Genomic DNA, 18,003 nt, shown 5'->3' on the forward strand with positions numbered 1-18,003 from the left:
ATGACCACGTCACCACCCACCACGCCGGGCGGTCCCGACGACCGACCGGTCATCATCCCCGAACTCGTCTCCCTCGACGCGGACATCCCGGCCGAGAAGGAGGCCGTACTCACCGCCCTGGCCGACCTGCAGGTCAAGGCCGGTCGCGCCTCGGAGACCACGCAGCTGCTGGCGGACATCCACGCCCGTGAGGAGAAGGCCGCCACCGGACTGCCCGGCGGCATCGCCATCCCCCACTGCCGCACCACCGCGGTGGAGGAACCCTCGCTCGGTTTCGCCCGGCTGAAGACCCCCACCGACTTCGGGGCGGACGAGAAGGACGCCGACGGCAACCCGCGCGGCACCGACCTGGTGTTCATGATCCTCGCCCCCGAGGGCGCCGGCAGTGCACACATGAAGGTGCTCAGCACCCTGGCCCGCGCGCTGGTGAAGAAGGACTTCGTCGCCGCACTGCGCGCCGCGGAGTCCGAGGAGGAGGTCGTCACCCTGGTCACCGACGTCCTCAACAAGAAGAAGGCGCCGAAGAAGTCGGCTGAACCCGCCGCGGCGCCTGCGGAGTCGGCGGCACCGGCGGCAGGCGCGTCCCGGGTGGTCAAGCTCGTCGGCGTCACGTCCTGCCCCACCGGCATCGCCCACACCTACATGGCCGCCGACGCCCTCACCCAGGCCGCCGACGCCCGTGACGACGTGGAACTCGTCATCGAGACCCAGGGCTCCTCCGGCGGCGACAAGCTGACCAAGGCCCAGATCGACGAGGCCGACGCCGTCATCTTCGCCCACGGCGTGGGTGTGCGCGACATCGAACGCTTCGCCGGCAAGCCCGTCGTCGACGTGCCCGTGAAGAAGGGCATCTCCGACCCGGACGAACTGATCGACCGGGCGGTCACCGCCTCCACCGCCGACAACCCGCACCGGGTCTCCGCCTCCGGCGGCAGCTCCGGTGACGGTGACGACGAGGACGGCGACGTCGGCTGGGGACGCCGCATCCAGCAGTCCATCATGACCGGTGTGTCCTACATGGTGCCCTTCGTCGCCGCCGGTGGTCTGCTCATGGCCCTCGGCTTCGTGATCGGCGGCTACAACGTGGCCAACGTGTGGCAGGACGTGGTCCAGGACTACTCGCTGTGGGACCTTCCCGAGCGCCTGCCCTACACCCTCGACGGCGTAGAGATGCTGCTGACCGATGAGTCGGGGCTGCGGCTCTACCTCGGTGCGGTGTTCTTCGGTGGCGGTGACGTGGCCATGAGCTTCCTGGTCGCCGCGCTGTCCGGCTACACCGCCTACGCGCTGGCCGGACGGCCCGGCATCGTGCCCGGTTTCGTCGGCGGCGCCATCTCCGTGCTCGTCGGCGCCGGCTTCATCGGCGGCCTGATCACCGGTGTCATCGCCGGCCTGGTCGCGATGTGGATCCAGTCCTGGAAGGTGCCGCGCTGGCTCGGCTCCATGATGCCCGTGGTCATCATCCCGCTGCTGGCCACACTGGTCACCGCCGCGTCGATGTTCCTCCTGCTCGGCCGACCGCTGGCCGCCCTGATGGATGCACTGCAGAGCTGGCTGGCCGAGATGTCCGGCTCCTCGGCGGTCATCCTGGGCCTGATCATCGGCCTGATGATGTGCTTCGACCTCGGCGGACCGGTCAACAAGTCCGCCTACCTGTTCGCCACCGCCGGGCTGTCCACCGGTGACACCGCCTCGCTGCAGATCATGGCGGCGGTCATCGCCTCCGGTATGGTGCCGCCGCTGGCGCTGGCACTGGCCACGACCGTGCGCCCGAAGCTCTTCAGCAAGGACGAGCGGGAGAACGGCAAGTCCTCCTGGCTGCTCGGTGCGTCCTTCATCACCGAGGGTGCGATCCCCTTCGCCGCAGCCGACCCGCTGCGCGTGATCCCCTCCATGATGGTCGGTGGCGCCGTCACCGGTGCACTGTCCATGGCCTTCGAGGTCGGGAGCCGTGCCCCGCACGGTGGTATCTGGGTGATGCCGCTGATGGACAACTGGTGGGGCTTCCTCATCGCCGTCATCGCCGGCACCGTGGTCTCCGTGATCGCCGTCGTGGTGGTCAAGCAGGTCACCGGCACCTCGGCACCCGGCGGCGACAAGAAGGCTGCCGACGCGTCCGACGCCGAACAGCCGGCGACCGTGTAACCGCGACGGTTGAGCGGCTACGCCGCGGCGCCGTTGACGCTCATCCCGCCGTCGGCGTCCACCCGGACGTCGGCGGCGAAGGCGGCGGCGAGGTTGATCCGCTGCCAACTGCCCACCTCACGCCCGTTGGCGGACTGGTCGTCCAGCGGGAAACCCGCCGGCAGGGCCGTGGCCGCCAGCACCCGGGCACGCTGGCCCCAGGACAAGTCCGGGAACGCGTTCACCAGCAACTCCGGCGCTCCCTGCGGGACGGTGAGAGCGGCGTCCTGCTCCCCCACACGGCCCATACCCTGGGTCATACGCTCGGTGAACTCCGCGACCGCGTCATCCGTCGTCCGGTAGGCCGTGTCCTGCGCGACCGCCTCGGCCAGGGGCCGTCCGGTCCGCCACTCCAGCTCCGCACGGAGTTCCTCACCGGCCCCGGTCAGCACCTCCCGCATGCGCGGGTCATTCCACCGGTCACCCGCGGCAGCCTGGCCGGTCATCCGCCCGCCGATGACGTCCAGCGGGTAGTGCACCCCCATCACCATGCGGTTGTAGCCCGCCTCCGCACCGCGCGCGAGCAGCTGCGGGGCGAGCTCCGGGAGCAGCACCGCCAGCAACGTCGTCGTCCAGCTCGCCTGGTTCGTGTGCCCCGAGGGGAACGCCTTCGATCCGCCGAGCGCGTAGAGGTCCTCGTTTCCACCGCCGGTGTGCTTCGTGATCCTCTCCGGCGCCACCTCGAAGGGGCGGTCGTAGCCGAAGATCTCCTTCTCGATCAGCGTGGAGCTGGCCAGACCACCAGCCCTCGAGAGGTACCCGGAGTCCATCAGCGCCCGCGTCTTCGGCAGCCGGTTCTCCGCCAGCGCGGTGCGTAGGGCAGAGCCGAGCTCCTCGCCGAACCCGTCCGACAGGGCCGTGAGCAGGTCGCCGTCGTCCGCGGCGGCGTCCACCTGGGCGCGCGCCACCGTCGCGGCGTCCGCGGAGTTGTTGACCCCGACCACGGTGTCCAGGCTCTCCGCCATGACCTCCGGGTGGTTGGCCCGCAGATCCTCGAAACTGCTGACCACCGAGTAGTAGGTGCCGTTGCCGTAGGAGCTGATGTCGGAGACGTACCAGCCGTAGTCCGACGGCGCCAACGGCTGCGGCACCGGGGCGCCGGCGTGCTGCACCGGCGGCACCGTCGCCGGGAGGTACTCCCCCACCTGCCCCGCGACGTCCGGAACCTGCGCCTGGGCGGGGACGACGGTCACCGCCGCGCCGGTGGCGAGCACCGTGAGCGCGGTGAGCACGGTGAGCGCTGTGAGCGGGCGGGACGCAGCGGGGCGTCCTGCATTTCTGCGGGACTTGTTCCGTGGGGCGGGCGTTCGGGTACTGGACGGCGTCACCGGGTTCTCCTCTGTCATAACCGTTACCGTGGATCGACCGGACGGGCTGCCGGACAGACCGACGGTACGGGCCCCTGATGACGGGCGTATGAACACCAGGTGGCCCACTGGCGAAACTCGCGCGCCGAGGTCGATACGCGTTCCCCTTCAAAACCGAGGGTGATCTGTGTCACAATAGTAGGGGTACGCGGGCCGCAGACGAACGGCCCACCGCAGTGACAAGGAGGTTGTCATGGCAAACCGCAGGAACCAGGAGTACGTCCGCCACGACGAGGGCGTGTACGGCCCCGGCTCAGTCGCATGGAAGGTCTGGACGTTCCCGGCGTCCGCCCTGCACGGCTTCGCCCGCGCCGTCACCATCGAGCACCTCGACCCCGACCTCGTGGCGGCCGTCGACGACTCCGGACAGGTCGTGCAGCGCACGCCCATCCGCTACGACCGCACCATGGAGTACTTCGCCGCCGTCCTGTTCGCCGACGCACGGACCGTGACCCGGATGTCCGACATCCTCATGAAGGTCCACTCCCGGGCGTACGGGACCAACAAGGTCACCGGCAACGGCTACGACTCGAACAACCCCGACTCACAGTTGTGGATCCTGGTCACCGCATGGCACTCGATCCTTTACGTGTACGAGAAGTTCGGCCCCGGGAAGCTCTCCCGCGACGAGGAGAACGAGTACTGGCAGGCCTGCGCCACCGCAGCGAAGTTCCAGCCCATCGACCCCGCGGACGTCCCCCGCACCCGCGGGGAGGTCCAGAAGTACTTCGACGACTGGCGTGAGCGACTGTCCGCCTCCGAGGCCGCGGTGTTCAACATCAACCACATCCTCAACGGGTTCGAGACCGCGTTCGTGGACCTTCCCAAACCGCTCCGTGCCGTGGTCCGCCCGTTCTTCCGCCGCGGCGTGATAGCCACCTACCCCCGCTGGATGCGCGGCATGATGGGACTAAAGCAGTCCAAGCTGACCGACACACTGATGGTCGCGTTGTGGAAGCCGGTCTTCGCCGCCTTCAAGCACCTGCCCGACCTGGAGATCCTGTTCCTGGAGAACACCTGCCCCCGGGCGGTGCGCTACATCGAGCCGGCGATCCGCGGCATCCCCGCCGAGTCGCCGAAGGTGTACACCCCGGAGGTCGCCCGACGGGAGTGGGGCGACCCGCGCACCCCGCTGGAACAGCAGCAGGACCTCCTGGCCAAGCGCAACGAGGGCGAGGGGGTGAAGACCTACGAGCACAACCACCACGACGAGATCCTCGAGTTCAAGCAGGCCGAGCGGGAGGCTGAGGAGCAGACCGACGGTTCCGGCCTCTCCGCCGCCTCGTAGGGAAAGCCGGCCGCTCTTTTGCTACGGCAGGTCGACTGCGGCGACCGAGCCGTCACGCCGGTGGTCCGCGGCACCGCTGACCCGCGGGTCCTGAACGCGGATCACGCTGAGACCGGAGTCGAAGCGTCCGGACTCCAGGTCGTGACCCCAGTCCTCCAGCAGACCGCGCATCTTCTTCTGCTCGGCGTCGCCGCGCGCGGAGTACACGCTGTTGCGGTTCGTGGCGCCGAAGTTCGGCATACGCACCGCCTCGTCCGGGCTAAGGTCCCAGTCCACCATCGCCACCAGGGCCTTGACCACGTAGGACGGGATCTTGCGCCCGCCGGGCGAACCGAGGGCCATGAGCGGGTCGTCGCCGGAACCGAAGACGAGCACCGGTGACATCATCGTGCGCGGCCGCGCGCCGGGTTCGCGGTGGTTCGGTTCGCCGGGCTCCGCACGGCGGCTGAAGTTGTCCAGAGAGTTGTTCAGGAAGTAGCCGTTCTCCTGCTTCCCGCTGCCGAAGCTACGCTGCAGCGTGGTCGTCAGGCTCGCCATGCTGCCGGCCGAGTCACGAACGGTGACCTGGGAGGTCCCCTGGTCGTCGCTGTCCTCGTACTCGCCGTCCATCCCGCCGAGCTCCTCCGGATCCAGGCCGCTGAGCGTCTTCTTCTGCCGGATGGAGTCCGCGGCGTCGTCCAGGTGGTCCTCGTCGGTGACGATGTCCTCGACGTAGTCCCCGAGGTAGTCCTCGGTAGCCTCGGTCTCCTCGCCCATCCAGGTGTTGGCGTTGGTGAACGCGATGCGTTCGGCCTCCATCACCAGGTGCTGCGCGGTCGCCCGCGGCACCCCGTCCTTCGGGGTCAGCCGGGCCAGGTCCAGCCGGTCCAGGATGCCGAGCGCCTCGGCGACGACCATCATGCCGGTCTGCGTGGAGTCCGGGCCGCACACGGAGTGCCCCTGGTAGTCCACGCACAGCGGGTCGGACGGCTCGATCGGGTCGTCGGTGCCCTTCAGGCCCGCCAGATATTCGGCGTACTGCTCGTTGGTGAGCGTGTCGCCGGCCTCCGGCAGGTCGTCGAAGAGTTCGCTGCGCGCCGACATGGCCTTGGCGAGCCGCTCGGTGACCTCGAATCCCTCCGACGCCAGCGTCCTCGCCGGGGCCGTCAGGTCCTCCAGTGACTTCGTCCCGAATCGGGCGCGCAACGAGTCCATCAGACGGTCGGTCTGCGGTACGCCCACCGACTCGTCGTCGTAGGACGTGTCGTCCTGCGGCGCGTAGACGGTGCCGTCGAAGCTCTCCGTGGTGCCCGACTGGGCGTCGTGGTAGACCACCAGGCCACCACCGCCCGGGCCGGAGTACTGCGGTTCCGTGAGGCCCAGGACGTACTGGGCGGCGACGACGGCGTCGGCCGCCGTGCCACCGTCGGCGAGCACGCCGCAGGCCGCCTCCGTGGCGGCGGGGTCCGGGGTGGACACCATGCCACCGTCCACGGACCCGGTGGCCTCAACGCCACCGTCACCACCGTCACGGCAGGTGTCGTCCGGCGCCGTCGGCAGCGGGTCCGGGGCCGGGGGTTCGTCCCTGCCTGACCCGCCGATCGTGCACGAGCTGACCATCACGACGACCAACAGTACGCCCGCGAGCTGCCGGAGCTTCAGGCCCACGCCATCACCGGGACCGCGACTGCGGCGCAGCCGGCCAGCGACAGGCCCATGCCCAGCGAGGTTCGTTTCGCCCCGTACTGCACGAGGTCGTTGGCGATGATGGCCGGCAGCACGCAGAACACCACGTTCTGCGGCCCGCCGAAGCGCAGCCCCCACACGGTGGCCGCCACCAGCTCAAGCGCGGTGACCAGGGTGAACGCCAGGGCGCACAGGAGCACGAAGCGGTCCTTGCCGAACAGCGGGACCGTGCGCGAGTACGGCAGGTACACGGCGAGCAGCAGCAGCGTCGCCACCGCAAGCACCACCAGGTACGTCCAGCTCGTCAGCGCGGCGACCATGACGCCCGCGGTGACGTAGCCGCCGGTACGCAGCTTGTGGGAGCGCACCGTGCCCTCCTGCACCAGCACGGCGAAGAGCACCGACAGGGCGCTCATGAGGAAGAGCATCGGCAACGGTTCGACGTCCGCGTGGGTGATGCTGTCGGCCAGGGACAACGGCAGGACCGTGGAGGTCAGCAGCGTGATCGCCAGGCCGAGGACGCCGGTGAGCGGAACCATCCACGCCAACGGGACCATCGAACGCACCACACCCTGTTTGATCAGCGAGTTGCAGATCATGCCGGGCACGATCACGCCGACCAGGGCGAGTCCGTCGCCGGGCACCCCGCCGAGCACCCAGGAGGTGACCGCGAGCCACAGGCCGCCGCAGGCCACGCCCACGCCCAGGCCGATGGCGAAGATCTGGCGGGGACGGGGCAGGAAGATCTTCAGGATGACGTACCTGATCAGCAGGTATCCGACGAGTGCGGAGCCGAGCGTGGCGAGCACGTTGAGCGGCATGTACAGCGAGGACGCCAGGTAACCGACGGCCAGCGAGCCACCGACGGAGATCTGCCGGCGCCGGAAGTAGAGGTAGCTCACCAGCAGGCCGGTGAGGAACGTGACGTGGACGAGGTCGGTGAGGAACCCGTAGGAACCGATGTACTGGTAGGTCACGCCGCGACCGCCTCGATGTGCTCCTCGGCCAGGGCGCCGACATAGCGCTCCATGGCCGTGACGTGCTCGGTGTGGATGTTGACCATGCCGAAGATGGCCACGTCCTCACCCTCGAAACCGGCGCGGGCGCGGGCCACGAGGTCGCGGCCGTCCGCACCCTGCTCGCCGTCGAGGTCGCTGGTGGTGACGATCTTCTCGTCGGGGACGCCGGCGTTGAGCAGCTTCTGGCGGACCACGTCCTGGATCTCGCCGTAGAGCACGACGCGGTCGACGTCGCCGGCCAGGTCGGTGGCGACGAGGTCGACGAACATGGCGGCGCGGTCGGTGCGGTCGGCGCGGTTGTTCAGCGCCACGACCCTGCGGCATGGCGGCAGGTCCTCGTCCAGGACGTCGTGGAAGACCCGCGTGGTGGACTCCCAGTCGTTCACGGCGAACATCGGCACCCAGTAGAACGGGCCGGTCGAGACGTCGCGGACGTGGGCGATGCGGGTGGTTCCCGGGTCGGGCTCGGCGGAGATCATGCCGCGGGCGGCGACGTCGGCGTCGATGCCGAGCGCCTCGGCCACGGCGAGTGCCACCGCCACGTTCTCCTCGAACTGGCGGTAGTCGAATCGGCTGCACAGGCTGCGGGAGAGTTCACTCTCCTGGGCCACGATGAGACGTGAACCGCGGTCCTCGCAGTGCCGGCGGATGAGCCGGACGAGCTTCGGGTCGCGCTCACCGGTGATCACCAGGCCACCCTGGGGCACCGTGGAGCACAGGGACGCCGCGATCTCCTCGAGTGTGTCGCCCATGTCCTCCTGGTGGTCCAGCCGGACGTTGGTCAGCACCGTGATCGGGGAGCGCAGGATCACGTCCTGGCACAGGGACTGGTACTTCGGCTTGACCGCCATGCACTCCACGACCAGGGCCTCGACCGGGTCGTCGGCGCCGTCGATCCACTCGGCGAGGAAGCGGTACTGCTCGTTGATGTTGGCCGGGCCGGTGCGCTTGATGGGGTGCTCGCCGGCCTGGCTGTCGATGACGCACGCGTAGGTGCCGGTGGTCTTCGAGATCGTGGTCTTCCCGGCCTCCCGGAGCACGCCGCCGATCATGCGGGTGACCGTGGACTTACCGCGGATGCCGTTCACGTGGACGTTGATGTCCAGGCTGTCCATCCGCCGACGGTGACGGACTTCCTTACGATGGAAAGCCGCTATCCCGGTTGTCGCAGTCAATGCGGACAGGGACAGAAAAGCGAGCATGAATGAAACTCCTTGGAGAGGATACGTGAGGGGGTATGGCAACGTAACAGGTCCGAAACATTGCCCGAGTTAATGTTTTAGGCTGGTAAAGCTCCAGGTAGGAGCTCCGCACTGTGGGCACACTAACTTGCCTACCCCACCCTTGCAACCCCGGGAGGTACTTTATTCGCGTTAAATGGAACCGGGTTAGCGAGTTTTTCCGCAAGCGCCGAATATAGGCACGGTATTGGATTCTGGCTCAATTAAGTTTTCGATACGTATTAAATAACGCTATTGCGCGGACAGCGCCGAACCACCCGCCCGTGCGTCTGCCTCGGCAAACACCGTCCCGTCCGCCACGGAGACCACGCTCAGACCACTGTCGGTCCCCACGATCTGGCCCGCGACCGTCCCCTCGACGTAGGTCGCGTCACGTCCGGTCGCCCCGTAGTTGTCGGCGTCCACGGCGTCCCGCGCCGTCATCCCCCGGTCCAGGATCCCTACCGTGGTCTTGATCACATAGGACGGGATGGCCCCGCCGCCGGGACTCCCCAGCGCGAGGAACGGCGTCCCGTCGCGGAACACGATCACCGGGCTCATTGCCGTCTTCGGGCGCACCCCGGCCGCCCGCTGGTTCGTCGCCTTCGTCGAGGTACTGAAGTTCGCCATCGAGTTGTTCATGAAGTAGCCGTTGCGCAGCTCGCCGGACCCGAAGTGCTGGTGCAGCGTGGTCGTCACGCTGGCCATGCTCCCGTCTCCGTCACGCACGGTGATCTGCGAGGTCCCCTCCTCCCGGTTGGGCAGGTACGTCCCCGCATCGCCCTTGAGCGGGTCCGGCTCGATCCGCCCCAGCGTGGAATCCGGGTCGATCCGCGCGGCCTGCTTCTTCAGGTGCTCCGGATCGGTGACCAGGGAGTCCACGTAGTTACGGGAGAGCTCCGGGTCCACCGTGGGGTCCTGCATCCAGGTGTTGCCGTTGGCCAGGGCGAGACGTTCCGCCTCGGTGACCACGTGCTGCGGGTCGTCCCCGAGCTCCAGCTGGTCGAGGATCCCGAGGGCCTCCCCCACGACCATCATGCCGGTACCGGTGGAACCCGGGCCGCAGACCTCGGTGTCGCGGTAGTCGGCGCACAGGGCGTCCTCGGAGGCGATCCGGCCGGAGACCTTCAGTCCGCGCAGGTAGGACGCGTAGGACGGATTGGTCAGCTCGTCCCCCGGCACCGGGAGGTTCGCCGAGGACACCCCCGGCCACGGCATACCCGTCATCACGTCGTGCCGGCGCTTCACCGCCCCCACGAAGCGCTTGCTGGCCTGGAATCCCCCGTCCGCGAGCTCGGCGACGGGCGCCAGGACGTCACTGAACTTCTTCGCCCCGTACGTACCCTGGATCGTGCGCATGAGCTGAGGCGTCTGCGGGACGCCGGAGACACCGGTGCCGTCGTCACCCTGCGGCGCGGGCACCGAGGCGTTCCACGTGCGCGTCTCGCCGGACGCAGCGTCGTGGTAGACCGCGACGGCCCCGCCGCCGGGCCCCGAGGACTGCGGCTCGGTGAGGCCGAGGGTGAACTGTGCGGCGGCGACGGCGTCCGCCGCCGTCCCGCCGTCCGCCAGCGTCCGGCACGCGATGTCGGACGCGTAGGGGTCCGGGGTGACCACCACCGCATCGTCCTTCGCCCCCGTCGCCGACAGCGAGCGTGACACCTGCGTGGAGTCCTCGCACGACTGCCCTGCCTTGAACGACGCCTCCTGGATGGCCGGGCTCGTGGCCTCGACCCCCGGCCCCCCGTCGGTCCCGGTGCAGGCCGCCAGCAGCCCGACCGTCGTCAACACGGTCACCGTGGTTCGGATGCGCTTCACCGGGCACTCTCTTTCGGGTGTGAGGGTCCTGAAAAATCATATCGGGCTCCCTGCACCCTAACCCATCGCCGAGGCCCGCAGGAGAAAGCCCCGCATCACACCATGGTGCCTGACCTCGCCAGATACCCCGGAGGGTACCCGGGCGCACGGGGGCGGAAATCGAGCGTGGGATGTCTGAATCACCGGATTCAGACATCCCACGCTCGATCTTCGCCCCTCCCCTCCCCGTGCGTCAGGGTTCGGTGAGGTAGTTGGTGAGCAGCTCGTTGGCCATGAAGTCGACGTCGTAGGCGTGCTCCGGGGAGAAGAGGGGTCCCCAGGCCGTGGCGTCGTAGCTTTTCACCAGGTCCCGCCCCATGCCGACGACATGAAACTCGATCACCGAATCGTCCACGATACGCACCGAGGCGAGATGGAGATCGTCGCCGAGGGACTCTGTCGTGGCATGCCAGTTCTCCAGGACCTTCCCGGCCAGCCGGTAGAGGTAGTCGGCTCCGTACCCGACGTCGACCATGTGAATCCCACTCCCTTTCATCTGTTTACACCTGGGACGAAAAAAGACCCCCGGCTTCCGATCAGTGATCGGAGGCCGGGGGCCTATCTAGTAGCGGGGGCAGGATTCGAACCTACGACCTCTGGGTTATGAGCCCAGCGAGCTACCGAGCTGCTCCACCCCGCGACGGGTTACTGTCCCGGAGAAGTTGTTCTCCGTGTCAGCGACTCCCATAGCGTAACGCACTGCCGGACGAATGTGAAATCGCAACCACACTCCGGACAAAAGAGCAGCGCACCGGGGGTTTCCCGGTGCGCTTCCCGTCTCTGGTGTCTCAGCCTGGCTGACCCGAGGAACTACTGGGCGTCAGCGACTGCGGCGTCCAGCTCGTCCAGGGCCCGGCCGAACTCCTCGAAGGTGCCGTTCTCGCGGGCGTCGTTGACCTTGTCCATGGCCTCACGGATCGCCGAGAGCTCGGACTCCGACGGCTCGTTGCCGCTGGCGGAACCGCTGTCCGGGGTCTCCGCCGCCGAGGACGACGGCGAGGAACTCGTGGACGAGGTGCTGTCCGAGTCGGAGTCGGCGTCCGAATCGTCCCCACCGGCGGCCGCGGCGTTCTCGTCGGCGGCGTCACCGCCGGACTCGGCGATCTCGGTGACCGCGTCCGGATCGATGCCGACCTGCTCGAGGGCCTCGGCGACCGTCGGGGCGTAACCGACGGAACCGTTGTAGCTCACCAGCACGCGCAGCAGCTTCGGGAAGGCGGACTCCTGGTCGGCACGCTGCGAGTACACCGGCTCGACGTAGAGGATCTGCCCGTCACCGACCGGCAGCGTCAGCAGGTTGCCGTTGGTCAGGGTGTTCGTGCCCTCCAGCAGGGTGCGCTCGCGGGCGATCTCGTCGGACGACATCATCGTGTCCTGCGCCTGCTTCGGACCCTGTGTCTGGGTGTTCGTCGGCAGCTGGCGGACGTAGATGCGACCGTAGGTCTCCGGGTCGGAGCTGACGGTCATGTGCGCGGCGAGGAACTCACGGCGCAGACCACGGAACGGCGTGATCAGCTGGAAGCTGGGCCGGTTCGTCTCGGGGTCGGTCGCCACCACGTGGTACGGCGGCTGGTTGAGCTCCTGGCCGCCCTCGGGCGCCGTCGGGTCACCGGGAACGGACCAGAAGGCGTCGTTGGTGAAGAAGGTTCCCGGGTCGTCCACGTGGTACTTCGCGATCAGTTCACGCTGGACCTTGAACAGGTCCTCCGGGTAACGCAGGTGCTCCATCAGCTCGTCGCTGATCTCGTCCTTGTCCTTCACGACGTCCGGGAAGACACCCTCCCACGCCTTGAGGACCGGGTCCTCCTCGTCGAACTCGTAGAGGTCCACGGAACCGTCGTAGCCGTCGACGACTGCCTTGACGGAGTTACGGATGTAACTGACCTCGTTGGTGACCGCGCGCTGCTGCGAGGCGGGGTCCTCGGTCAGCGTGTCCTCCGTGGCGGAGTCCAGCTCGGTGCGCTGAGAGTAGGGCAGGTTCTCCAGCGTGGTGTAACCGTCCACGATCCACTTGATCCGACCGTCGATGACCACCGGGTAGGTCTTGGAGTCGGTGGTCAGCCACGGGGCGACCTTGTGCACGCGCTCGCGCGGGTCACGGTCGTAGAGGATCTTCGAGTCGTCGCCGATGACGTCCGACAGGAGGATATTCATCTCCTGGAACTTCGCGGCGTACATCGCACGGGAGAAGATGTTGGACACGCCCACTCCGCCGTCACCGGTGTAGGTGTACTCGGTGTTGTCGGTGTCGTACTCGCGCGGGGTGCCGGAGCCGTCGTCGCCGACGATGGCGTAGTCAGCGTTCGCCTGATTCGTGCCGGCAATGACCGGACCGTAGTAGATGCGCGGCTGCTCCATATTGAGTTCGAGCTCGCCACCCTGGCTGTCTGCCTCCAGGTTCTGCAGGTCAGAGACCGTGTAGATCGGGTAACCACCACGTGCGGACGCGGCGTCCTGCGCGACCTCGTCGACGGTGTTCGCCGGCGCGGCGATGAAGCCGTTGCCGTGGGTGTAGACGGTGTGCTGGTTGATCCAGTCCGTCTGGTTGCCGGACAGGGCGTTCGGGTCGATCTCGCGGGCGGCGACGACGAAGTCGCGCATGTCTCCGTCCACCTCGTAGCGGTCGACGGAGAGCTCGTCGGGGAAGCCGTAGAAGTTACGCAGCTGCTGCTGCTGGGTGAACGTCGGGGAGAGCACGTCCGGGTCCAGCAGGCGGATGTTGGACAGCGTGGCGTCGTCGTCGGCAATGGAGCGGCGCTCGCTGGCGTCGCCGGAGGTCTGGCCACCCCAGTTGCGCTCGTAGGTCACCTGGCCGTCCGGATTCTCGTAGCCTTCGCGGGCGCTGTCGGTGGCGGTCTCGATGCCGTACGCCTGACGCGTCGACTCGATGTTGCGGGCGATGTACTCCCGCTCCTTCTCGGCACGGTTCGGGTTCACGGAGAACTGCTCCATGACCGCCGGCCAACCCACGCCGATCGCCAGGTTGGCGACGACCATCAGGGCCACGGCCAGCGCCGGGATGCGCAGGTCCTTCAGCACGATCGAGCTGAAGAACATCGCGGCGACGAACAGGGACACGACCAGCAGCAGGATCTTCGCCGGCAGGATCGCGTTGATGTCCGTGTAGGAACCACCGGTGAAGGTGTCGTGCTGGTTGTTCAGCAGGGCGTAGCGCTGGAACCAGTAGTCCACTGCCTTGAGCAGCATCCAGATGCCGGCGATGATCGCCAGCTGGCGGCGGGCCGGAGCACCGATGCGCGCCTTCTCCCCCACCCGCGGGTTGCCGGTGCTGATGGTGCCGAGGAGATAGTGCGCCAGCAGGTTCACCAGGAACGCCACGATGACGAGCACCGAGAGCGTGCCGAGCACGAAGGTCAGCAGCGGCAGGGTGAACGCGTAGAAGCCGAGGTCCATCTGGAACTGCGGGTCCTGGACACCGAAGTCACCTCCGGAGAGGAACAGTCGCACGGTTCGCCAGTTGCCCTGGGCGATCATGCCGGTCACCACGCCCGCGATCAGCGGGACGATGATGAGGAACGGCCGGATCGCCCGGCGGATCTCGGCCCGGTTGATCGTCAGCGGGGAGTCGTCACCGCCGAGGCCGATCTGGGACACGTCGGGGAAGTCGGATTCCTTCGGCGCCGCCCGGAAGGCGGCGAAGCACGCACCCCAGACGATGGCGGCGGCCACGAGCCCGAACACGATGAACAAGATCACCCGGGTGACGAGGACGCTGAGGAATATGGCCTGGAAGTCGATCGACCGGAACCACTGCAATTCGGTGTAGTTCGAGACGAGGACCGGGACTAGGAAAAAGAGCAGAGCGATCACCACGGCGACCACGCCGAGGATCTTGGATCTGCGTCCTGGTTTTGGAATCTCCGGGATGCTCAAGGGTTCAGTTCTCTCCTGCTGTCGGTCATGAGAGTCGGACCGACCCCCTGGGTCCGGCGGTTGACGTACCGGCGGCTCGGGCTGTCGGATTCCGACGACAAAACTGTCTGGGTCTAGACTACTGTCCGCACCCGTCCGACGTCACCGTGAGGTCCACCTAGATGAACGCCAGTAACCACACGAGCGACATCCGTCCGCTCAACGCCGCCCTCCGCGAGGCCGTCGACTTCGTCCACGCCGAGGGCTGGGACCGTCCGGCGACGCTGTTCGCCCTGGTCCCCACCGAACTCGTCCAGGACGTCATCGCCGCCGGCGACGACTCCGGGGAGGATGGCGCAGACGGCACCGGCGCCGCCACGTCCCCCCTCTCCCTGATCGTGCAGGACGACCTGCCGGACCACATCCAGCCCGGCTCCGACGAGCTCGGCGAGTACGTGGCGACGGTGCGGTGGCCCGAGGTCGTGGTCGGTGCCGTGCTGGCCCAGGAGATCATGTTCCGCAACTCCGCGGACCCGGAGGCCGTCCCGCGTCAGGCGCGGATCTTCACCGGCGTCGTCGACGGCGGCCCGGACCGCACGCTGCTGCAGCTGCGCCCGGACGAGACCGACCTCGCCGACGACCCCTTCGCCGAGGACAAGGTCGAGCTGCTCGGCGGCATGGACGGCGCCGAGATCGCCCCCGGCGTGACCGCGATGCTGCGGTTCACCTTCGAGGACTGATCTGCATCATTCGCAGGTGGGGGCGTCCCCACCGTTGTTGTAGGCCTCCAGGGCGTCCACCGCCCCGTCGAGGGAGTCGACCGACAGCAGGTCGATGTCCCCGTCGTAGGAGCGCCCCGCCGCCTCACTGCAGTTGTCGGACGGCACGAGGAAGACCTCGGCCCCGGCGTGCTGGGCGGCGGCGATCTTGTGCGTGATGCCGCCGATCGGCCCCACCGTGCCGTCGGCGGAGATCGTGCCGGTGCCGGCGACGAACTTCCCGCCGCTGATCTCGCCGGGCGAGAGCTTGTCGACGACGGCGAGGGAGAACATCAGGCCCGCGCTCGGCCCGCCGATGTCCTTCAGGTTGTAGCGGACCTTCAGATCCCCCGCGGGCTGGGCGACCATGGTGACCCCCAGGTACGCCCGGTCGGACTCGCCGGCGTCCTCCGCCGCGGACGCCGAGGCGTCCGACGACAACTCCTCGGGAACCTCCCCGAGGGTGACGGACTCGGTGACCTCCGACTGCCCGCGCTGCACGGTCAGCTCGACCTCGTCGCCGGGTGCGTGCTCGGCGACGGCCGCGGCGACGTCCGCCGGCAGCGTGACCTCGGTGTCGCCGACGGCGGTGATCACGTCGTTCTCCCGCAGCGCGCCGGCGGCGGGCGCGTCGTCGGCGATCTCGTAGACGGTGGTCTCCAGCGGACGGTCCAGGTAGCCCATCGCCGCGACCGTCGCATTGGACTCGGAGGCGGCGAAGGCGGCGGCGTTGCGGCGCGCGACCTCCTCCGGCGTGGAGTCCGAGGGGATGACCTGCTCGACCGGCACGATGGTGTCGTCGCTGGCCAGCCAGCGCTTCATCGTCTCGGCGAGGCTGAGCTTCGTGCGCACCGCCACGGTCGTCATGTTGAGCTGCCCGTCGGAGTCCGCCAGGTCCTCGTCCACCTCGGCGTCCGTGCCGGTGATGTCGACGACAGGGGTGCCGTTGACGTCCCCCAGCGTGTCGTAGGTCGGCCCCTCACCCTCGGCGGCGAAGGGGACCGTGAGGTTGACGTCGGTGCCGGGGATCGTCGGCACGGCGAGCAGCGCCACCAGGGCGACGACGGGGACCAGCCCGACGACGACCGTGCGCACGCGCCGCCGACCGGCGGTGGTGCCGGACGTGCCGGACGTCTTGCCGTCGGTACGGGCGCTGGAGTCGTTGTAAGGGGGGATACTGGAACTCACCCACGACACATTACAGGCCCGGACGGACATGGACGGTGTTCGCTGTCAGCGCACGCGGGGCGGTGCGTCCCGCCGCAGGGCGCGGGTACTCTCGTGGCATGAGCAATTTCGGATTCGGATTCAACGGCCCTGACGACGAGTCGGACGACGAGCGTCGGCGGCGGGAGAACGAGAACGGGGGCCCGAACAACTCCGGCAACTCGGGTAGTTCAGGCGGCGACCCGTTCGGCTTCGGTGCCAATCCCTTCGGCATGTTCTTCGGCAACCAGGGCGGCCAGGGGGGTCAGGGCGGCCAGCCGGGGCTGGGCGACATCCTCGGCCAGTTCGGTTCGATGCTGAGCGGCTTCGGCAAGGACATGAACTCGCCGGACGCGCAGGGTCCGGTCAACTACGCCCTCGCCGAGCGCATCGCCCGCCAGCAGCTCTCCGGCACGGCGGCGAAGAGCAAGCCGTCCGCGAAGGACAGCCAGGCCGTCGCCGAGTCCGTCCGTCTGGTCGAGCTGTGGCTGGACGAGTCCACCACCCTGCCCGCCGGTGCGACCGGGTCGGTCTCCTTCACCGGTTCGCAGTGGCTGGACGAGACGCTGCCGCGCTGGAAGCGGGTCATCAACCCGCTCGCCGAGAAGCTGGGCGACGCCACCATGCAGGGCATGCCCGAGGAGATCCGGGCGCAGATGGGCCCGATGGCCGGTATCTTCAACCAGGTCAACGGGATGAACTTCGGCATGCAGCTGGGCCGCGCGCTCGGCGAGCTCGCCGGCAGCGTCGCGATGTCCACCCAGTGGGGCATCCCGCTGGCCGAGGGGTCCGTCGCCGCCATCGCCACCGACCGGCTCGACGACCTGTCGAAGAAGCTCGGTGCGGAGCGTCGGGAGACGTTGATCTACCTCGCCGCCCGCGAGGCGGCGCACCTGCGTCTCTTCCAGCACGTGCCGTGGCTGGTGGAGCGGGTGATCCTCGACGTCGAGGAGTTCGCCACCGGCCTGAGCCTCGACAACTCCGCCCTGGAGGAGGCCAGCCAGGAGTTCAACCCGGAGATGCTGGGCGACCCTGAGAAGCTGCAGGAGATGATGTCGCAGCTGCAGAACTCCGACCTCTCCCCCACCATCGTGTCCTCCACCGACCACGCGCGGGTCCGTCTGGAGACCAGCCTGTCGCTCATCGAGGGGTGGGTCGACGTGGTCGTCGGCGAGGCACTGGGCGAGCGCCTGCCCGTGGCCTCGAGCATCGGCGCGGCGTGGTCGGTCTACCGCGACAACGACCAGCCCGGCATGGAGGCCCTGGTGAAGACGGTGGGCATCAGCCTGTCGGCGCCGAAGGCGTCCGAGGCCGCCGAGCTGTGGCGTCGCCTGACCGTGGCCGTGGGCACCGAGCGTCGTGACGACGTGTGGAACCACCCGGACTTCCTCCCGGTCGACAGCGACCTGGACTCCCCCGCCGGCTTCATCGACTCCATCCTGGCCTCCCAGGAGGACATCGAGGGCTTCGATCCCATCGGCGAGATCGAGAAGCTCGAGCGCGAGCTCAACGAGGGCTTCGACGGCCCCGGCGAGACCGACGACTCGGACGACTCCGGCAAGTAGG

12 protein-coding genes and 1 tRNA gene are annotated in these 18,003 nt (G+C 68.3%); 4 read left to right on the plus strand and 9 right to left on the minus strand.

Features of this window, described 5'->3' with window-relative positions; genetic code table 11:
- Entirely contained in the window at positions 1-2,145 is a 2,145-nt protein-coding gene (locus tag ACT3TD_RS00090) for a PTS fructose transporter subunit IIABC (RefSeq protein ID WP_444614720.1), read from the plus strand.
- Between the two features lie 17 nt (positions 2,146-2,162).
- Here ACT3TD_RS00090 and ACT3TD_RS00095 read toward each other — a convergent pair whose 3' ends face one another.
- The gene (locus ACT3TD_RS00095; RefSeq protein WP_441579744.1) at positions 2,163-3,530 is read right to left on the minus strand and encodes a phosphatase PAP2 family protein; all 1,368 of its coding nucleotides are present in this window, start codon (positions 3,528-3,530) and stop codon (positions 2,163-2,165) included.
- Positions 3,531-3,744: 214 nt separating this feature from the next.
- Here ACT3TD_RS00095 and ACT3TD_RS00100 point away from each other — a divergent pair, with 214 nt between their 5' ends.
- Positions 3,745-4,839 carry an oxygenase MpaB family protein gene (locus tag ACT3TD_RS00100; RefSeq protein ID WP_301443945.1) on the plus strand — a complete coding sequence of 365 codons (1,095 nt, stop codon included), beginning with the start codon at positions 3,745-3,747 and terminating at the stop codon, positions 4,837-4,839.
- A 21-nt stretch (positions 4,840-4,860) separates the two neighbouring features.
- Here ACT3TD_RS00100 and ACT3TD_RS00105 read toward each other — a convergent pair whose 3' ends face one another.
- The 7 genes from ACT3TD_RS00105 to ACT3TD_RS00135 form a co-directional block, all read right to left on the minus strand.
- Complete coding sequence (locus ACT3TD_RS00105) at positions 4,861-6,486, minus strand: gamma-glutamyltransferase (protein ID WP_441579743.1); 1,626 nt, start codon at positions 6,484-6,486, stop codon at positions 4,861-4,863.
- Positions 6,477-7,481: a poly-gamma-glutamate biosynthesis protein PgsC/CapC gene (locus tag ACT3TD_RS00110; protein WP_301443693.1), complete on the minus strand. Its 1,005-nt coding sequence runs from the start codon at positions 7,479-7,481 to the stop codon at positions 6,477-6,479. Before ACT3TD_RS00110 ends, ACT3TD_RS00105 begins: the two co-directional genes overlap by 10 nt.
- Positions 7,478-8,638: a poly-gamma-glutamate synthase PgsB gene (gene pgsB, locus ACT3TD_RS00115; protein ID WP_441579741.1), complete on the minus strand. Its 1,161-nt coding sequence runs from the start codon at positions 8,636-8,638 to the stop codon at positions 7,478-7,480. The genes ACT3TD_RS00110 and pgsB overlap by 4 nt, the downstream gene beginning before the upstream one ends.
- 357 nt (positions 8,639-8,995) lie before the next feature.
- Positions 8,996-10,561, minus strand: a complete 1,566-nt coding sequence (locus ACT3TD_RS00120) for a gamma-glutamyltransferase (protein ID WP_301443695.1) — start codon at positions 10,559-10,561, stop codon at positions 8,996-8,998.
- Between the two features lie 232 nt (positions 10,562-10,793).
- Entirely contained in the window at positions 10,794-11,075 is a 282-nt protein-coding gene (locus tag ACT3TD_RS00125; RefSeq protein WP_441583022.1) for a hypothetical protein, read from the minus strand.
- Between the two features lie 91 nt (positions 11,076-11,166).
- A tRNA-Met gene (locus ACT3TD_RS00130) sits at positions 11,167-11,240 on the minus strand.
- A gap of 170 nt (positions 11,241-11,410) precedes the next feature.
- Complete coding sequence (locus tag ACT3TD_RS00135) at positions 11,411-14,494, minus strand: UPF0182 family protein (protein ID WP_444614721.1); 3,084 nt, start codon at positions 14,492-14,494, stop codon at positions 11,411-11,413.
- Between the two features lie 161 nt (positions 14,495-14,655).
- Between ACT3TD_RS00135 and ACT3TD_RS00140 the strand changes: the two genes are divergently transcribed.
- Positions 14,656-15,213 carry a PPA1309 family protein gene (locus ACT3TD_RS00140; RefSeq protein WP_301442287.1) on the plus strand — a complete coding sequence of 186 codons (558 nt, stop codon included), beginning with the start codon at positions 14,656-14,658 and terminating at the stop codon, positions 15,211-15,213.
- Positions 15,214-15,219: 6 nt separating this feature from the next.
- On the opposite strand, the gene ACT3TD_RS00145 is transcribed toward ACT3TD_RS00140, so the two are convergent.
- A complete protein-coding gene (locus tag ACT3TD_RS00145) occupies positions 15,220-16,326 on the minus strand; it encodes a YlbL family protein (RefSeq protein WP_441579765.1) in 1,107 nt (368 codons plus the stop codon).
- Between the two features lie 191 nt (positions 16,327-16,517).
- On the opposite strand from ACT3TD_RS00145, the gene ACT3TD_RS00150 reads away from it, so the two are divergent.
- Entirely contained in the window at positions 16,518-18,002 is a 1,485-nt protein-coding gene (locus ACT3TD_RS00150) for a zinc-dependent metalloprotease (protein WP_301442288.1), read from the plus strand.
- The last annotated feature ends 1 nt before the right edge of the window (position 18,003 follow it).

Origin of the sequence: Corynebacterium sp. AOP36-E1-14 (genome assembly GCF_052377495.1) — a bacterium.
In the GTDB taxonomy this organism is placed as follows: Bacteria; Actinomycetota; Actinomycetes; order Mycobacteriales; family Mycobacteriaceae; genus Corynebacterium.

Coding starts and splice junctions, on each gene's coding strand:
- pgsB (WP_441579741.1), bottom strand. CDS start 8,638: ATGGACAGCCTGGACATCAACGTCCACGTGAACGGCATCCGCGGTAAG.
- ACT3TD_RS00150 (WP_301442288.1), top strand. CDS start 16,518: ATGAGCAATTTCGGATTCGGATTCAACGGCCCTGACGACGAGTCGGAC.
- ACT3TD_RS00090 (WP_444614720.1), top strand. CDS start 1: ATGACCACGTCACCACCCACCACGCCGGGCGGTCCCGACGACCGACCG.
- ACT3TD_RS00100 (WP_301443945.1), top strand. CDS start 3,745: ATGGCAAACCGCAGGAACCAGGAGTACGTCCGCCACGACGAGGGCGTG.
- ACT3TD_RS00095 (WP_441579744.1), bottom strand. CDS start 3,530: ATGACAGAGGAGAACCCGGTGACGCCGTCCAGTACCCGAACGCCCGCC.
- ACT3TD_RS00140 (WP_301442287.1), top strand. CDS start 14,656: ATGAACGCCAGTAACCACACGAGCGACATCCGTCCGCTCAACGCCGCC.
- ACT3TD_RS00125 (WP_441583022.1), bottom strand. CDS start 11,075: ATGGTCGACGTCGGGTACGGAGCCGACTACCTCTACCGGCTGGCCGGG.